Source organism: Lysinibacillus sp. BNK-21, assembly GCF_048684915.1.
Classification (GTDB): domain Bacteria; phylum Bacillota; class Bacilli; order Bacillales_A; family Planococcaceae; genus Lysinibacillus; species Lysinibacillus capsici.
The window spans coordinates 2,855,091-2,870,862 of sequence record NZ_JBLQTS010000001.1 but is presented as its reverse complement, the minus strand read 5'-3'; the positions used below and the strand labels follow the sequence as shown (position 1 = coordinate 2,870,862).

At 38.3% G+C, this 15,772-nt stretch carries 15 protein-coding genes; 11 read left to right on the top strand and 4 right to left on the bottom strand.

What is annotated here, in order from left to right; all coding sequences use genetic code 11:
• Positions 1-864: a biotin-dependent carboxyltransferase family protein gene (locus ACMGGO_RS14805; RefSeq protein WP_420281996.1), complete on the top strand. Its 864-nt coding sequence runs from the start codon at positions 1-3 to the stop codon at positions 862-864.
• Positions 864-1,598, top strand: a complete 735-nt coding sequence (locus ACMGGO_RS14800) for a 5-oxoprolinase subunit PxpA (RefSeq protein ID WP_103117770.1) — start codon at positions 864-866, stop codon at positions 1,596-1,598. Before ACMGGO_RS14805 ends, ACMGGO_RS14800 begins: the two co-directional genes overlap by 1 nt.
• A 40-nt stretch (positions 1,599-1,638) precedes the next feature.
• Here the strand turns inward: ACMGGO_RS14800 and ACMGGO_RS14795 are convergent, their stop codons facing one another.
• Both ACMGGO_RS14795 and ACMGGO_RS14790 read right to left on the bottom strand, forming a co-directional pair.
• Positions 1,639-1,959 carry a DUF4183 domain-containing protein gene (locus tag ACMGGO_RS14795; protein WP_048390025.1) on the bottom strand — a complete coding sequence of 107 codons (321 nt, stop codon included), beginning with the start codon at positions 1,957-1,959 and terminating at the stop codon, positions 1,639-1,641.
• A gap of 24 nt (positions 1,960-1,983) precedes the next feature.
• Positions 1,984-2,406, bottom strand: a complete 423-nt coding sequence (locus tag ACMGGO_RS14790) for a DUF4183 domain-containing protein (protein WP_420281995.1) — start codon at positions 2,404-2,406, stop codon at positions 1,984-1,986.
• A gap of 242 nt (positions 2,407-2,648) precedes the next feature.
• On the opposite strand from ACMGGO_RS14790, the gene ACMGGO_RS14785 reads away from it, so the two are divergent.
• The 9 genes from ACMGGO_RS14785 to ACMGGO_RS14745 all read left to right on the top strand — a co-directional run bounded on the left by ACMGGO_RS14785 (position 2,649) and on the right by ACMGGO_RS14745 (position 14,036).
• Positions 2,649-6,260 carry a dynamin family protein gene (locus ACMGGO_RS14785; RefSeq protein ID WP_420281994.1) on the top strand — a complete coding sequence of 1,204 codons (3,612 nt, stop codon included), beginning with the start codon at positions 2,649-2,651 and terminating at the stop codon, positions 6,258-6,260.
• Between the two features lie 10 nt (positions 6,261-6,270).
• Positions 6,271-7,080: a sulfurtransferase gene (locus tag ACMGGO_RS14780; RefSeq protein WP_103117771.1), complete on the top strand. Its 810-nt coding sequence runs from the start codon at positions 6,271-6,273 to the stop codon at positions 7,078-7,080.
• Between the two features lie 401 nt (positions 7,081-7,481).
• The gene (locus tag ACMGGO_RS14775; protein ID WP_259949169.1) at positions 7,482-7,853 is read left to right on the top strand and encodes an RNA polymerase sigma factor; all 372 of its coding nucleotides are present in this window, start codon (positions 7,482-7,484) and stop codon (positions 7,851-7,853) included.
• A gap of 37 nt (positions 7,854-7,890) precedes the next feature.
• Complete coding sequence (locus tag ACMGGO_RS14770) at positions 7,891-9,009, top strand: hypothetical protein (RefSeq protein ID WP_259948609.1); 1,119 nt, start codon at positions 7,891-7,893, stop codon at positions 9,007-9,009.
• Positions 9,002-9,556, top strand: a complete 555-nt coding sequence (locus tag ACMGGO_RS14765; protein ID WP_066037692.1) for a hypothetical protein — start codon at positions 9,002-9,004, stop codon at positions 9,554-9,556. The genes ACMGGO_RS14770 and ACMGGO_RS14765 overlap by 8 nt, the downstream gene beginning before the upstream one ends.
• A gap of 54 nt (positions 9,557-9,610) precedes the next feature.
• Positions 9,611-9,796, top strand: a complete 186-nt coding sequence (locus ACMGGO_RS14760) for a hypothetical protein (RefSeq protein WP_420281993.1) — start codon at positions 9,611-9,613, stop codon at positions 9,794-9,796.
• A gap of 5 nt (positions 9,797-9,801) precedes the next feature.
• On the top strand, positions 9,802-10,440 hold the full coding sequence (locus ACMGGO_RS14755) for an MBL fold metallo-hydrolase (RefSeq protein WP_420281992.1): 639 nt from the start codon (positions 9,802-9,804) through the stop codon (positions 10,438-10,440).
• 406 nt (positions 10,441-10,846) lie between these two features.
• A complete protein-coding gene (locus ACMGGO_RS14750; protein WP_048390037.1) occupies positions 10,847-12,049 on the top strand; it encodes an NAD(P)-dependent malic enzyme in 1,203 nt (400 codons plus the stop codon).
• A 238-nt stretch (positions 12,050-12,287) separates the two neighbouring features.
• Positions 12,288-14,036, top strand: coding sequence for a methyl-accepting chemotaxis protein (locus tag ACMGGO_RS14745; protein WP_259948616.1), 1,749 nt, complete (start codon positions 12,288-12,290; stop codon positions 14,034-14,036).
• 40 nt (positions 14,037-14,076) lie between these two features.
• Here ACMGGO_RS14745 and ACMGGO_RS14740 read toward each other — a convergent pair whose 3' ends face one another.
• Together ACMGGO_RS14740 and ACMGGO_RS14735 are read right to left on the bottom strand one after the other, a co-directional pair.
• Positions 14,077-14,730 (bottom strand): YIP1 family protein, encoded by a 654-nt coding sequence (locus ACMGGO_RS14740; protein ID WP_112117739.1) that lies wholly within the window; start codon positions 14,728-14,730, stop codon positions 14,077-14,079.
• A gap of 146 nt (positions 14,731-14,876) precedes the next feature.
• Complete coding sequence (locus tag ACMGGO_RS14735; RefSeq protein WP_004269355.1) at positions 14,877-15,563, bottom strand: phosphoribosylaminoimidazolesuccinocarboxamide synthase; 687 nt, start codon at positions 15,561-15,563, stop codon at positions 14,877-14,879.
• Positions 15,564-15,772: the final 209 nt, after the last annotated feature.

The window sequence follows — 15,772 nt, the reverse complement described above, 5'->3', positions numbered from 1 at the left end:
TTGAAGCCACTTCTGCTCGTAACAAAACTAGGGGTGTATGGTAGCTTACAAGACAAAGGAAGGTTCGGCTATCGGGCATTTGGTATTCCGCTATCTGGACCAATGGATTACCGTTCGTATCAAGCAGCTCAAAGAATTTTACAGCATCATCATGATCAAACGTCTTTTGAAATGTTTGTGGGTGGTTTTGAATTTGAGGCGCTTGCTGATGGTGTTTATGTATTAACAGGGGGGCATAGTACATGCTTGGTTAATCATGTACCAATCGAAATGTGGAAAACATTCTATTTAACAAAGGGAGATAGATTATCTATCAAGAGTGTTCATCAGGGCTCTATTGTTTACTTAACCCCGTTAGGAGGTTTTCGTACAAATGATGAGCTTGGTAGCCAATCCTACCTTCCACTTGGGAATTTGGGAACATGCATTACAAAAGGAAGTATTTTATATGGGCAGGTATCAGCATCTTTAAAATATAATAGAGGGCTATATGCACCCTATCGTCCGCGTTTTGACAGTTCGATTACGGTTCGACTGTTTAAAGGGCCGCATTTCCATTTATTTGCTGAGGAGAGTCAGCGACAATTTTTACAAGATCCTTTTCAATTTATCGGCGGCAATCGTATGGGCTACTACATCAAAGGACCTACCTTACAATTTCAGGAGATGAAGGATATTCTATCAGAAGCTACACAGTTCGGAACAATCCAAGTGCCTCAAAGTGGTAATCCCATTATCCTAATGGCTGATGCTCAAACAGTAGGAGGCTATCCTATTATTGCAACAGTTCATGAAGAAGATTTACATAAAGTAGCGCAAATGCGTATGTTTAACACAATTCACTTTGTACTGGAGGAACCATGATGTCAATTGATATCAATTGTGATCTGGGTGAAAGCTATGATGCTTTTATCGCGGGTAAGGACGAAGAACTATTAGACTATGTAACTTCCATCAACATTGCATGTGGCTATCATGCGGGTCATCATTCAATCATGCATCAAATTGTACGCAGCGCCATTCGTAAAAATGTTCACATTGGTGCACATCCAGGCTATCCCGATCGAGAGGGATTTGGTCGCCGTAACATGGAATGTAGCCCAGCTGAAATTTACGATATGATGGTTTATCAAATTGGTGCCTTACAAGCATTTGTACAGATTGAAAATGGTATGCTTCATCATGTTAAACCACATGGCGCACTCTATAATCAATGCGCGAATGATCGTGAAAAAGCGTTAGCTGTAGTCAATGCAGTGTATGATCTTAATCCGCAGCTTATTTTATATGGCTTATCTGGTAGCCTCATCGTAGAGATTGCTAGAGACCAAGGGCTTCAAGTATATGAGGAGGTTTTTTCGGATCGACGCTATAACGAAGATGGCACATTAGTGAACAGACAGGTGCCAAATGCCTTCATACAATCGGAAGAGGAAATGCTAGTGCATGTAAAAGGAATTTTGACTGCGAATGAAGTGATGTCGGTCCAGTCCAAAAAAATTAAAGTGGCAGTCCAAACCTTATGTATACATGGAGATGGCCCACATGCGCTAGACTATGCGAAAAAAATTGCAGGTCTTAGAAAGCAATTACAATAAAATGTAAGAATGGATGCCCTAAATAAGGCATCCATTTTATTTAGATTGTTGTCACTAGCTCCACAGCTTCTAGCACAATTGGCGTACCAGCAGAAAGTGTACCTGTGACAGTATTGAACGTTATTTCAGTTGTAGAAACTGTATAGGCACCACCCTCCTGAAGAACACCATTGATATATAAGTTATAGTAACCATTTGCGACTTCTGGGAATGCTGTTGCGGCTGTACCGCTATCATTTAAAAACGTTGTTGCAGCGACTGTCGTGCCATCTGCAATGACAAGGGGTGCAGCTAAGACGTTAAAAAACCTTGTAGAACTACCTGTAACATTGACGTGAATATTAATAATGGAAAGTGCCACCCAATTCACCTCCTTTCTTTTCCTTTATTTTGTTGTAAAGCCTAGCGATTCAATAATGATGGGTGTTCCTCTATACAATGTGGCATTATAGGGTACGATTGTCAGGGAGGCTGGGGTTACCGTATAAATACCGCCTTCCTGCATCACTGCATTAATATAAAGGTTAACGTAACCATTGGGTGAAAAAATTGTAAACTCAGTAACAGCATTTGCTTCATCATTCCAAAAGAGATCGGCTGGAAGAGTTGCCCCATTCGATAGATCAAGATCAGCTGTAACGATATAAAAATATCGGTGGATTGTTGGTATAATCATACCTTCAGGGACTACTTCAGGAGGATTAATGGGTATTCCGTTTGTTGCTTTTATACGGGGCCAGATAAATCGATCCTCACAGTTACATGAACAATATTTTTCAATGATTTGATGAGACTTAGGATTTATCATATGGCATCACACTCCCTTCATAAAAAATAACTTTGCCCCGAATATGCTTACTATAAAATATGAGGAAAAAATAAAAAGAACTAGTTGACCATCTATCATTTAGCATAGATTTTTTGTATAAACATGTTTTTCTAAGGATGGAAACGTTGGCATATATGCTTTAAATTAGTGTTATACTTTGCTAGTTGAATAAGGTAGAATACTAATTATGAATAATTAATGAAAAAGGGGTTACTGGTTTCATGAAAGATTTTGAACAACAATTGGAGGGGCTATTAAAGCAAGCCTCTTTGCAATACATAATTTATCAGCATAATGGTGATACAGAGCGCATGGATAAAACATCACTTTTTGCTCGAAAAATTCAGCAAAAAGAGTATGTGATTGGCTTTGCAGGCCATTTCTCTGCAGGGAAGTCCAGTATGATTAATGCGCTGTCTGGTGAAAATCTACTGGCATCTAGTCCTATTCCAACAAGTGCGAACATCGTAAAAGTTCATAAATCAGAGGAAGACTATGCGATTGTTTATATGCACAATGAAAAGCCTGTAAAATTTGAGGCTGGCTATGATTTTAAAACAGTAAAAGAGCTAAGTAAAAATGGGGATTTGGTGTCACAAATTGAGATTGGACACAGTGCCTCTACACTACCACTAGGTGTCACTGTAATGGATACGCCAGGGGTAGACTCCACAGATGATGCACACCGCATGTCAACGGAATCAGCACTACATATTGCCGATATCGTATTTTATACAATGGACTACAACCATGTGCAGTCGGAATTAAATTTCCAATTCACAAAGCAATTAATGAAATATAATCCAAATGTTTATTTAATTGTCAATATGATTGATAAGCATAAGGATAATGAATTGAGCTTCGAGGAATTTAAAGCAACTGTTCATCAGTCCTTTGCAGCATGGGGTGTTGTACCGAAGGGTGTTTTCTTTACATCATTAAGAGAGCCAGAGCATCCACATAATGATTTTGAGGCAGTAAAGAAAATCGTGATGGACAGTATGAATGACTGGCAGGAGCAGCTTGTACAAACAGCTACGAATACATTGCGTTTATTGCAAAGCGAGCATGACAATTATTTAATGGAAGAAAGACAGGATCGTTTAGCAATTGATGAAGAAATTTTAAGTGCGGATGACTGGGCACACCATCAAGATATATTAGAGCAATACAATAAATTAAATCGTCAGGTTGAATTATTTTCAGTAGAAGCTTGGAACGAAACGTTTGAGGAGCAACGTAAGGATTTACTCGCGAATGCTGCAATTATGCCAGCTGATTTACGCGATCACTTACGCCTTTATTTAGAAAGCATGCAGGAAGGCTTTAAAGTTGGAGGGCTCTTTACTGCAAAGAAAAAAACAGAGGAAGAGCGAAACAGACGTAAAGAAAATGCGTATAGTGCCTATCAGAATGTGGTCCATGCACAAATCACGGGGCATTTAAAAGGTCTTATGAAAAAGGCATTGAAGGACGTTGGTGCATTAAATGAGGAACGTGCCTCTGCTATTGATGCCTATGTATTTGACTTACCTTTTTCATTGATTGAGCAGCAAGTTCAAACAGGCGCTATTTTAACAGGTGATGCTGTGTTAAACTTCGCTAACCGTATCGCAGAAGCAACAAAGCGCTACTTCATTCAGGAGACAGATAGCTGGAAAAATGCGCAAGCGACAACTCTTGAAGCTGTAGCAACAGAAACTGCCGCACCATCAAAATTAAAAATGGCGGGTATGCAGGACAAAGTAGATGCCATTAATGCGGTCCTTGAAATTGAAGGCTATCAGCAATATAGTGCAAGCACTATGCATCAAGCGAGCAATGAAATTCGTAAAGTTGCCAATCAACAGCTTACAAATTGGGAACAATCATTTAAGCAAGATTTAGCAGAAATTCGTCTATTTGACGAGTCCATGTTGCAGCCAAAAGAGCAAATCATCCAACAAGAGGAAGCTCAGCAAGCTACTAGTGCAACGACTCTACCAATCGATGGTGTGATTAACCGTGCACTCCATACTGCCAATGCAGTCAAAGAGGTGCAAGGCTTTGCCGAAGTAGCCCAATACCTTGAAAATAAAGTAGAACGACTACAGAAAAAGGATTTTACCATTGCATTGTTTGGCGCATTTAGTGCTGGGAAATCTTCCTTCTCAAACGCTTTAATGGGAGCCAAGGTGTTACCTGTATCACCAAACCCAACAACTGCGGCCATCAATAAAATTCGTCCAGTTACACCTGAACACCCACATGAAACAGCGGATGTACAGCTTAAAACTGCGGAACAAATGCTAGAGGATATTCAAGGCTCCTATGCGGCGATTGGTTTGTCTGTATCGACATTGGAGGAAGCCTATAATCGTGCTGATGAAGGGCTTGCAGTGCAGTTAACGGACGAACGCTTAAATGTTCATAAATCATTTATTCGTGCCTATAAAGAAGGCTACCCAACCTTTAAGTCTGAATTTGGTTCTATCCTCCGCGTAGACCGTGAAGAGTTTGAAAAATTTGTAGCACAAGAAAATAAATCTTGCTTTGTTGACAATATCGACTTCTATTATGATAGTCCATTAACACGTATGGGCGTGACACTTGTTGACACGCCAGGAGCGGACTCTATTAATGCCCGCCATACAGGCGTAGCATTTGAATATATTCGTAATGCTGATGCCATCCTATTTATTACGTACTATAACCATGCCTTTGCCAAAGCTGACCGAGAGTTTTTAATTCAACTTGGTCGTGTGAAGGATGCATTTGAGCTAGATAAAATGTTCTTTATTGTCAATGCAATTGATTTGGCAACAACGGATGAAGAACAGGAAGATGTAAAAGGCTATGTACGCTCAGAGTTACAACGCTTTGGCATTCGCTTCCCAAGACTATATGGGGTATCTAGTCTTTTAGCATTGAAGGAAAAGGTAGAAGGTGCCGATTTAACATCAGGGATGCCACCATTTGAAAAAGACTTCCATACATTCTTAAATGATGAATTGAGTGCATTAGCCGTTCAAGCTCTTGCAGAGGAAGTTGATAAAACAGAGCAACGTTTGGCGGATTTAATTGCCCAAACAGAGGAAAACTTAAAACGTAAAGATGAGCGACTAGAGGAATTAGCAACACTTGAACAACATATTCAATCGAAGTTCAGTGTGCTGAATACGAGCATGTTAGAGAGTGAAACAAAGCAGGAGCTTGATGAGCTACTCTATTATGTTCTTCAGCGTGTTTATTATCGTTACCCTGAGTTCTTTAAGGAAGGCTACAATCCTTCTACCTTTGCTGCAATGCCCGCACAACAAGCATTGGAGCATGCATTAAAAGAAGTGATGCAAAGCTTGCGTTTTGATTTTACTCAAGAAATGCGTGTAACAAACTTCCGTTTATCGCAATTCATTAGCAAAAAGATGCAACAACGTTTTAAAGATGAAGTGCGCGAATTGAAAGAGTTAAATCGAAGCTTCTCATTCCTAGCCTTTGAATCCTCTGAGCCAAATTTATTGGATTTTGAAGGACCGTTTGCGGATATTTCCAAATATGCTAGCGTAAAATCTCATTTCCGCAATCAAAAAGCCTTCTTTGAAAAGAATGAAAAAGTGAAGCTAAGTGAGGCACTAGAAGCTGTAACAAAGCCAGATGCACAAGACTATTTAGATGCACAGAAAGTTTCTCTCATGACATGGGCGATTACGTTTATAGCAGAGGAAGCCGAAAAATTACGTTACTATATTTATCATCAAGCGCTTGAACAAATTGACACAGAAAGATTAGCCTTACAAGAAGAGAGTCGTTTAGCTTCTTGGAAAGCGATTTACGCACAATTACAATACGCATGAGGTGATTCTAATGGGAAAAGTATTCAAATCAGTGGATGAAATTCAGTATGATGGCGTCCGTTTTATCGATGCTCGTTTCGATCTTCAGGACAAAGAGGCTGGCAAAAAAGCATTCGAGGAAGGTCATGCTACTGGTGCTATCTATATTGATTTAGAACAGCAGTTATCGGATATGGACAGCAAAGAAGGTCGTCATCCAATGCCAAGCAAAGAAAAATTGGCATCCGTTTTTCAAGAACTAGGATTACGGTATGAAGATCAGATTGTAGTTTATGACCAAGGAGCAGCTCCATTTGCCCCACGCGCCTGGTGGATGCTAACATATGCTGGTTTCCCAAATGTAGTGATTGTCAACGGAGGTGCCCCAGCGCTAGAGGCAAAAATTCCTTTTACCAAGGATATTATTAAATATCCTCCAACTATCATTGAGTTTGATTGGAAAGATGAGCTTTATGCACCACGCCAAGCCGTAAAAGCCATTGTAGATGGAGAGGTAAAAGCTACTTTACTCGATGCCCGCGCGGCTGAAAGGTATCGAGGAGAAGTAGAGCCTTTGGATAAAGTAGCAGGTCATATCCCAACTGCGAAAAACTTTGACTGGGAGCAATTGAAGTCAAATGGTCAACTAAAGGCAAACGATGCATTACGTCAAAAAGTTGCAGCTGATGAACCGGTTGTGGTTTACTGTGGCAGCGGCGTAACTGCCTCTCCACTTTATGCCGTATTAGCAGATGAAGGTTATGACAACATCCAATTATATGTAGGTAGCTTCAGTGATTGGATTACAGAATATGACGTGGAAAAAGGCACAAACGAATAAAAAGAAACGCTCACTTCGGTGGGCGTTTTTTTATAGTGCGGTGGATAGAGCGTAAAGTAGAGGTTAGAATTTGATGTAGCGGATAACCTGTTCAAAGTGGCGGATAAGAAAGAAAAAGTGGAGGATAGAACGTTCAAAGTGACGGATAAAATTTAATGTAGCGGCTAACCTCTTCAGATTGACGGATAAAAATGAAAAAGTGGAGGATAGAACGTTCAAAGTGACGGATAAAATTTAATGTAGCGGATAACCTGTTCAGATTGGCGGATAAGAAAGAAAAAGTGGAGGATAGAACGTTCAAAGTGACGGATAAAATTTAATGTAGCGGCTAACCTGCTCAAAGTGGCGGATAAAAATGAAAAAGTGAAGGATACCCCTTTTAAAGTAGGGGATAGAATTTTATACTTGATCAAAAGGTAGATGCACTCGATGTCGTACAGGAAGTCGCTTACCGTAGCTTTAAATACATACATTCTCTTCAAAATTCATCCTATTTAAAAACATGGTTAATAAGGATGGTCATAAACTGTGCAATAAATTTACTAAATAAGCGTGAACCGATCGTCGAGTTTGAGCTGGAGTCAGAACTAGGTGAAGAACCGCATGAAGAACTTCCTGAGAGGTGGGCGTTGGAAGATGTGATGACAAAGCTCACAAAGGAGGAAAAGGATATTATTTTGTTGAGATTCTATCATGATTATACATTGTCTCAGGTGGCTCAGGTATTGCAGCTTAAATTAGGGACGACGAAAATCATTTTGATCGTGCATTAAAAAAATTAAAGCAGGCACTGGAACAGGAGGGATAAGGGTGAACGATCTAAAAAAGCAGATGGATCAAATAGACATTCCAGAATCGTTACATCAACGTAGTCTACAAGGTATTGAACAAGCAACAAAAGAGCAGCATAAGCCTTTGCACTGGGTACCTAAAGGCTTGACTGTTGCTGTAACACTTGCAACGGGTGGATTTGTGGCATTCATGGTGGGGGAACAACACGTAGATAATGATCGGGCTAGTGCGTTAATGTCACAATTAGATCATTTATCTTCGCCAATATACTGGATTTTGGCTATTTTGTGCGTATGCATCATACTGTACATCTCTAGGAAAAAGCTTAAAGTTGGCGCTGATCAGAAAAAGACGATTGGTGTTGCCATAGTTTTGATTTTACTGATCGGTAACAGTACGATTTTTTTACAACATCAATTCATAAAACCGATAGTGGTTCCTGCTGCAATTGAAGTTACAGATAGCTTACAGAATGCTTTAGAGGTACGCTATATTACAAACAAAGATGACCATCGATATGTGAAATATTTACAGGCAGAAGACGTGCAATTACCAACAGTATATGATCAAACAGAGCAAGCAAATCTAGTCAATGGCTTTTATTATCCATTGGATACTTCTCAAGATTTACGCTATCAAAATATTCGATTAGCTTTTTTTCAGTTTGATTTAAACACGATGAAAAAAGTGATGGCAAGTAAAACTATTTATCTTGTATTAAATGACGGGGTGAAATTACCTGCCCCAATTCATTTTACGAGGGAAACCTTCATTGATGAAAATCAGATCATGAATAATAGCTATAGTCAGTCACAAAATGATTCGGAACAAATCATATCATTTACCCTTCAGCAGGATGCAGTTTTTGATGCATTTTATGTTCCAGCTACATTAGAGGATAAAATACTGTTGAAAGAATGGCGATTAAACGATCAGCGCTACACAGCAAGTGATTTCCCTTTTTCAGTGACGAAAGGTCAACGCTTGGAGCTGACTATTCAATTGAAGGAAGCTCCTTTAGATATCAATACGTCCATAGGTTTTAGTGGCCCCGATGGTTATTTAACTAAAAGAGTATATTCGCAAGCGTATTTTACGTCGAATTTGGTGAAAAAGGTGCGTGAAAACAATGAGTGAATCTAAACAACAGGTAAAACTTTTACAATGGTTTGCAGTGGCGCTCTTTTTTCAATTTATCTATTTAAATGTTTTTAAATACGCTAATCTTCTACAAGATATCCTTGTTTATGGGGCCTATTTAAAAAGTCTTTCATTCTATAAAGAAAAAACACCTATCAGCAAATATATGGCTTGCGCTATGATTCTTGCCTTGATGAGTACTTTCTTTTCTTCACATCTTCTCTTCTATTGGAGTACGGTTTTAATTCAAGGAATTAAATTGCTGATCATAATGGAATTTGGAAAAATTTTATTAAGCATTGAACAAAAACACGATATACAGGGTTCCACTACAAGAGTGATGAAAAAATATATAGCGATTACCTTTGCTGTCATTATAAGTTGGACGCTGTTAATGAATGTTACAAATGATTGGCAGATGGGATTATTGTTCCTAGGCGCATTGCTTTTATTGGCTGTAAATATACGATTATTTCTTCATGTGTTAGCACTTCGTAAACATGTAAAAAACAAATCCTTTGTTGTTACCTACTTACAAAAATGACTCACCATTCATTTTATGCTACACTTTTTGTACAAGGGGCAAAGGGGGAGCAGGATGTTTAAACGGGAGAAAAGTATCGAGATTCAGCATCATCGCGGTGTACAATGTGCGCATGGGAAAGTTGCGGTGCAGGGGGTTGGTATGAGTGTGTACAGTTTTTTTGTGGATGGGTTACTAATTGATACAGGTTCCTACTCACTATCGCAGGAATTTCAATCCTTTTTTAAGGGTATACTATAGAGCAATTGGCATTAACGCATTCACATGAGGATCATGCAGGAAATGCAGCGTGGATTCAACATCATAAGAATGTACCTATTTATATTCATCGTGATTCAGTCAATCTTTGTGCTGAAGATGGAGACTATCCACTCTATCGTCAGGCATTGTGGGGGGAACGACCCGCGTTTGTTGCCCAACCATTTGGGCAAACCTTACAAACGAACGCAGCAACATGGGATGTTATTGAAACACCTGGGCATACTACAGATCATCTTTCTTTTTACAATCGGGAAACAGGCGCTATGTTTACAGGTGATTTGTTTATCCAGCCAAAGACAAAGGTTGTGCTTGATGAAGAAAACATTGTCCATACCTTGGCGTCTTTAAGGAAAATAGTAAACTATGATTTCGATGTCGTCTATTGCTGTCATGCAGGCTTTATAGTGGATGGTCGAACGAAAATACAAGAAAAAATTGCTTATTTGGAAGACATGCAAGGAAAAGTGAAGCAATTATTTATGCAAGGTTATTCTGTTGAGGAAATCACCAAAACAATTTTTCCTCGTGATTATCCGATTACAAAAGTTTCGGGAGAGCAATGGTCTTCCAAGCATATCATCACGGCCTTTATTAATCATTTTACCGAAGAGTCCTTTATATAGGGCTCTTTTTTATCTTGTTAAGAATTTCACAAATACTTTGATCTGTATAATAAAAAACTTTGTGAAAAAATGTGAATAAATTGTGACGAAGTCAATCAGGGCAATGGATGCGCTTACAAAAGTTTGTGAAATAATTCTCATTTACATAAGAAAAATACTATGTGAAAAGTTGAACAGGCTAAATGGCTCTATGTGTACACTTTTTAATGTGTTAACAATCGCATTAATTATCTTAAAATAATTGATTGTGAAATGTTTAATTTGACAGAAAAATGTAATGAAAGTCATTAAACATTGAATTTTTGAAGTTTAAAATAAATTGACAGAAAATTCGTTGACTATATTTTCACAAAGTATTATGATTCTGAAATATAATAAAAAATCAAAGGGAAAAGGATGGGATGGAATGGACGTAATGAAAAAGGCTTTAGAAATGCATGCACACTATAGCGGGAAATTAGAGGTGAGCTCAAAGGTACCTGTACAAGATTCCTATGATCTTAGCTTGGCTTATTCACCGGGGGTAGCAGCGCCATGTGTGGAGATTGAGAAAAATCCTTCGCTTGTGTACGACTATACAATGAAGGGTAATATGGTAGCTGTTGTGTCGGATGGGACAGCGGTTTTAGGGTTAGGAGATATCGGACCGAAAGCGGCATTACCTGTAATGGAAGGGAAGGCGATTTTACTAAAGCGTTTTGCCAATGTTGATGCTTTTCCAATATGCTTAGATACAAAAAATACGGATGAAATCGTCAGCATTGTGAAGGCGCTTGCCCCGACATTTGGTGCGGTAAACTTAGAGGATATTTCAGCACCAAGATGCTTTGAAATTGAAGATCGCCTACGTCAAGAATGTGATATTCCAGTTTTTCATGATGATCAACATGGAACAGCAATTGTTGTAGGAGCAGCGATGATTAATGCCAATCGTATTGTGAAAAAGGATATTGCAACGATGAAGGTTGTGATTAACGGTGCTGGTGCTGCAGGCATTGCGATCTTACGTATACTTGTACAAATGGGCTATAAGAATATTTATATGTGCGATACAAAGGGTATTATTTATGAGGGTCGTACAGAGGGGATGAATCCGATTAAAGAAGCGGTTGCTCATTTGACGAATCCAGAGAAGCAACATGGTACACTAGAGGATGCACTAACAGGTGCAGATGTCTTTATTGGAGTTTCTGTAGCCAATCTATTAACAGAGGCACATATTGCGTCCATGAATGAAAATCCAGTTGTCTTTGCCTTAGCCAATCCAAATCCAGAGATCACGTATGAAAATGCCAAAGCATGGGGGGTACGTGTTATGGGAACTGGCCGTTCAGATTATCCAAATCAAATTAATAATGTTCTTGCATTCCCTGGTATTTTCCGGGGAGCTTTAGATGTGCGTGCTACGGATATTAATGAGTCGATGAAGCTAGCTGCTGTAGAAGCCATTGCCTCCCTTGTGAGTGATAAAGAACTAAAGGAAGAATATATTGTGCCTAAATCTTTGGACGAACGCGTTGTGGCAATCGTCTCACGCGCAGTAAGTGGGGCAGCTGTAGAATCTGGCGTATCTGAGCTATTCCAGCAAAGTACAGCACTATCTGTTTAATAAAATTGAATAGGGAATTAGAACAGATAGGGAAAAGTGTATTGCTTTTTCTCTATCTGTTTTTTATCAAATATGCTCGAAATTTGTTGTTTTTTTGGTGTTTTATGTAATAAAATGATTAAGTAAAATGGAATGTTTTACATAGTTGATTGAAGAGAAGAAATACTTATTGATGACAGATTTAGGTTAAAAAATAAGTCTTAAGTCCATTTAAAATTGAAAGAAGTGATGAGGGAAAATGACATCAATCGTACAATTTCGATCTATTAAAACGAAGCTAATCGCTTTTTCATTGCTGCTTTTAATGATTCCGTTACTTATCTTAGGTTTTATAAGCTATCAGCAAAGTAAATCAAACCTAGAAACAGTAGGGAAAGAAAATCTAAAAAATAGTGTCGAAATGACGATTGCTATGATTGAGCAATTCAATCAAGAGGTAGAAGCAGGCAATTTATCATTAGAGGAAGCTCAGGAAAAAGTAAAGATTGCTATTTTAGGAGAAAAGGATAGTGAAGGAAAGCGACCGATTAATAAGGACATTAAACTTGGCGACAATGGTTATATTTTTGTTGTTGACCAAAAAGGGATGTCCGTTGCCCATCCAAATATAGAGGGTACGAGTGTTTGGGATGAAGAGGATGATAAAGGCGTTAAGTACATACAAGAAATCATTGCTAAAGGGAATGAAGGTGGTGGATTTGTTTCATATTCGTGGCCGTTACCCAATTCAGGTCAATTAGAGGACAAAGGGGTTTATGCAGAAACAGATCCATATTGGGGTTGGGTCATTGGTGCGAGCACCTATTTAATGGACTTCAATAAACCAGCACAAAGTATTCTTAAGATAACACTTATAGTAATTGGCTTGGCCATTATGGTGGGGATATTGATCATTTGGCAATATGCGAGTAGTATGACAAAGCCTATTAACCAAGCGGCTCAAGCGATGGAGCGTTTTGCAGAGGGAGATTTATCTCAAGAAAGTATGGCTATACGTTCAAAAGATGAAATTGGAAAACTGGCAAACGCCATGAATCAAATGCAAATAAGGTTGAAGGATATGATTCATAATATTGCCCAAGCATCAGACTTAATTAATACATCTAGTAAAGAGCTAACGCATTCAGCAAATGAAGTCAATATGGGAGCGGAGCAAGTTGCGATTACGATGCATGAATTAGCATCGGGTGCTGAGGGACAAGCTCACCATTCTAGTGCATTAACTTCATTAATGGAGCGCTTTACAGCAGATTTACAGGAAACGAATCAGCATGGTGCACATATTCATCAATCTTCAGTAGAAGTTTTAACATTAACGAATGAAGGAAGTCAGCTAATGACATCCTCTAATTCTCAAATGGAAAAGATTGATAGCATCGTGCAAAATGCCGTTGAGAAAGTGAAAAAATTAGATGCTCAAGCACAGGAAATCTCTAAATTGGTCGTGGTCATTAAGGATATTGCAGATCAAACGAACCTGTTGGCTTTAAATGCTGCGATTGAAGCGGCAAGAGCGGGAGAGCATGGCAAAGGATTTGCTGTAGTGGCAGATGAAGTACGTAAGCTTGCCGAACAAGTAGCCTTTTCAGTAAACGATATTACATCCATCGTCACGAATATTCAGCAAGATTTTGATGTTGTCACGAACTCTTTAGAGGATGGTTACCAAGAAGTAAAAGAGGGAACGAATCAAATAAAAGCTACTACTGAAACATTTAACACGATTAGCCACTCCATTAATGATGTAGTGGAGAGTGTCCAATTAATTTCAACGAATTTATCGAAAGTTACAGAAGATGGCCATAAAATGAATAACTCTATTCAAGAAATTGCTGCGGTGGCAGAGGAATCTGCTGCAGGGGTCGAGCAAACAACAGCTACGACAGAAGAGACAAGTAGCTCAATGGAGAATATGGCTGGAAAGTCTGCTCAACTATCGGAATTAGCATTACAATTGAAAGCTCTCATTGCTCAATTCAAACTATAAAAAACATCTCCCACTCTCTTAAATGAGAGGGGAGATGTTTTTACATCATGCCAACACCAATAATTCCGATGAGTATGACAAAGAAAAGAACAAATAATACGATGAAGATAATAATGGCTGGAATAAAGATGGTGAAGAAAGCCATCCAGTTAGAAATTTGATGTGCTTCAGCGACTACACCTACAGAAATAACAAATGACCAAATCGTCACAATGATGCTTACTAAAATAGTTGGCCAAAAAATCCACGGTAATGAACCCATAAAATTAGGATCCAATAATGAATCGGGTGAAGTCATTAACCAAATAATATAAAGCGGAATCAGTATGATATATGGGATTGCTGTTAAGCTTAACCCCTTAAATAAGTCCGAGTAAGTCCCAGTACCTTTAAATAATTTCCCGAATAGCCAAGAGATGAGTGCAGAAATAGCTGTGCCAATCATACCTGCGATAGGAGCAAAAATGACACATAATAGGACTAAAAGCCATGGCGAAAAATCAGGAAGAAATTCTGAATCAATTAATCCAGACATAAGGGAGCCAATATAACCAATAGACAAAACCAAAATTGCAAAGCCGATAGATTTTTCATTAATCATATAACGAGTCGTTTGCTTTGGATGCATCCAAACCGATAAAAATGGATTTAGTTTTGACCTTTCTTCTTTTGATGTCTCATTCAAGTTTTCCATCAAACTACCTCCAAAATAATAGAATAATTGCTTGTTACATATAGTTAATATACGAGTGAAGTAAAGAAAAGTTTCATGGAAAATAAAAATAAGCCCACACATAAAAAAAGAGTCGTAATTGTCGACTCTTTTTAGGGTTGTTTCTATTATTCAGCTAACATAATTTTCTCAAGTTCTAACGGCTCAATATACTGATCACCTTTGTAAGCACGCATATTACCGCCTGAAATTTCATCGATTAATAAAATTTCATTCGTTTTCGCATCGCGGCCGAATTCTAATTTAATGTCATAAAGCGTTAAGCCTTTTTTAGCAAGCTCTGCCGCTACAAATTTGGAAATTTCAATTGTACGTTGTTTTAAAATGGCGTATTCTTCATGAGTTAACAGGTTTAACATCGCTAAAGCATCTTCAGAAATTGGAGGATCTAAACGATCATCATCTTTGATTGTTACTTCTACAAAGGAGTCTAAATCTTGTCCTTCCTTTACATAGGCACCATAACGGCGTAGGAATGAACCAACTGCCTTAAAGCGGCAAATCACTTCTAAACCGTTACCGAAAACAGTTGCCGGTTTTACTGTCATTGTTGCATCTTCAAAGTTAGCATCAACGAAATGAGTAGGAACCCCTTGTTCGTTTAATTTTGAATAAAAATAAGAAGTTAAACGTAAACCAGCCAAGCCAGCCCCATCAATTGTTAAACCAACAGTATTTGCACCTGGATCAAACACGCCGTTTTCTCCTGTAACATCGTCTTTAAATTTTAGTAAATAATGACCATCTTCTAATTTGAACACATTTTTTGTTTTACCTGTATACAATAATTCCACAAAAAACCCTCCAATATTTTTCATAGTACTCTAAAATTATAACACGAATGTTCTAAATATTTAATGATAAAAATGTTCGTTTAAAACGTTTATTTTGATGTTTTATAACGGAATTGCAAATAAAAAATAAGGTGATAACGAATGTTCGTTACCACCTTGGTTGAAAATAAGAATATTCCGAAATCAAATTCTAGGAAACATTGAAAATA